The 1658-nt window shown below is 63.3% G+C and carries 2 protein-coding genes; both read left to right on the top strand.

The features are described from left to right. Positions 1–1235: cytochrome c oxidase subunit I (locus AC5RWX_RS33020; RefSeq protein ID WP_494100382.1), on the top strand; the 1235-nt coding region annotated here is incomplete at its 5' end. Further along, positions 1232–1633, top strand: coding sequence for a cytochrome c oxidase subunit 4 (locus AC5RWX_RS33015; protein ID WP_494100381.1), 402 nt, complete (start codon positions 1232–1234; stop codon positions 1631–1633). The genes AC5RWX_RS33020 and AC5RWX_RS33015, both read left to right, overlap by 4 nt. Positions 1634–1658: the final 25 nt, after the last annotated feature.

Here is a 1658-nt window from a genome sequence, read left to right as displayed (position 1 = left end):
TCGGCGGGGACCTGTGGGTGTTCGGCCTGGCGCTGTCCGGCTTCGGCACCATCCTCGGTGCGGTCAACTTCATCACCACCATCATCTGCATGCGTGCCCCCGGCATGACGATGTGGCGGATGCCGATCTTCACCTGGAACGCCCTGGTCACCGCCATCCTGGTGCTGATGGCCTTCCCGCCACTGGCCGCCGCGCTGTTCGCACTGGGCGCAGACCGCCGCTTCGGTGCGCACATCTTCGATCCGGAGAACGGCGGTGCCGTGCTCTGGCAGCACCTGTTCTGGTTCTTCGGCCACCCCGAGGTGTACATCATCGCGCTGCCGTTCTTCGGCATCGTCTCCGAGATCTTCCCGGTCTTCAGCCGAAAGCCCATCTTCGGCTACAAGGGCCTGGTCTACGCGACGATCGCCATTGCTGCCCTGTCTGTGACCGTGTGGGCACACCACATGTACGTCACCGGCGCGGTGCTGCTGCCGTTCTTCGCGTTTATGACCATGCTTATCGCGGTTCCCACGGGCGTGAAGTTCTTCAACTGGATCGGCACCATGTGGGGCGGTTCGCTGACCTTCGAGACGCCGATGCTGTGGAGCCTCGGCTTCCTGATCACGTTCCTCTTCGGCGGCCTCACCGGCATCATCCTTGCTTCCCCGCCGCTGGACTTCCACGTCTCCGACTCCTACTTCGTGGTGGCGCACTTCCACTACGTGGTGTTTGGCACCGTGGTATTCGCGATGTTCGCCGGGTTCTACTTCTGGTGGCCCAAGTTCACCGGCAAGATGCTCAACGAACGCCTGGGCAAGATCCACTTCTGGCTCCTGTTCCTCGGCTTCCACGGCACCTTCCTCATCCAGCACTGGCTCGGGGTTGAGGGCATGCCGCGCCGCTACGCGGACTACATGCCGGAGGACGGGTTCACCTGGATGAACCAGTTCTCCACGGTTGCCTCGTTTGTCCTCGGTGCATCCCTGATCCCGTTCTTCTGGAACGTCTACATCACGTGGCGCAGCGCCGAAAAGGTGCAGGTTGATGACCCCTGGGGCTTTGGTGCCTCGCTCGAGTGGGCCACGTCCTGCCCGCCGCCGCGGCACAACTTCACTTCGCTGCCCCGGATCCGCTCCGAGCGTCCAGCCCTCGACCTGCACCACCCCGAGCTTCGACAGGTCCAGACTGTCGAGTCACCGGCTCCCGCAGCCCAGACGCTCGGTAACGCCGACCAGAAGGACACTGCACAGTGAAAATTGAGTCATGGATCTTTGGTTCCGGAGTCTTCTTCTTCGTACCGGTTTCGGTGATTTACGGTTTCCTCACCGACTGGGGTGAGTGGGTAGGTATCCTCGGAATCCTCCTGGTCGGCGGCCTCGCCGGCATGATCGGCGGATACCTTGGGTTCACCGGCAAGCGCGTCGGCCTTCGCCCTGAAGACCGCAGCGATGCCGAGATCCACGAGGGCGCCGGCGAGCAGGGGCACTTCAGCCCCTGGAGCTGGTGGCCGCTGGTCCTCGGCTTGGCGTGCGCTACTGGCTTCCTGGGCCTGGCGGTAGGCTTCTGGATCGTCTACATCGGAGCTGGCCTGGCTGTTGTTGCCCTTGTTGGCTGGGTCTACGAATACAGCCGCGGCGACCACGCCCACTAGGCACAAAGGAACAACGACGGCGGGG

This window comes from Arthrobacter sp. SPT-J7 (genome assembly GCF_059089965.1).
The sequence above is the reverse complement of the archived record's forward strand: the minus strand, read 5'-3'. Positions and strand labels throughout refer to the sequence as shown.